This is a genomic window from Streptomyces sp. P17 (genome assembly GCF_032436805.1).
Taxonomy (GTDB): domain Bacteria; phylum Actinomycetota; class Actinomycetes; order Streptomycetales; family Streptomycetaceae; genus Streptomyces.
In genome coordinates, this window is record NZ_JAVRBF010001214.1 from 1 (window position 1) to 251 (window position 251).

At 70.5% G+C, this 251-nt stretch carries 1 pseudogene; it reads right to left on the reverse strand.

From position 1 onward, the window contains the following. A pseudogene (locus RMT89_RS44460) lies at positions 1-251 on the reverse strand (hypothetical protein); the annotation flags it as partial.

The following is a 251-nucleotide window of genomic DNA, read 5'->3' on the forward strand; positions in this document are numbered from 1 at the left end:
TGAGTTGCACGCCGACCGAGGCCAGGTCTGGCCGCACGCCGGCGAACCGGTCCTCCACCACCCATTGCGAGAAGGGTTCGGTCTTGACCATCGCCGCGTCGCGCACGCCGAGGCGCGCGGCCAAGGCTTCAATATCGGCGTCGGTGGTGGCCGGCACGATGCGGTCGACCATGGTCTCGGGAAAGGCGCCCTCCGCCTCGATCCAGTCGGCCAGATGCGGGTCGTGGCGGCGGGCCAGCGTCAGAACGGCG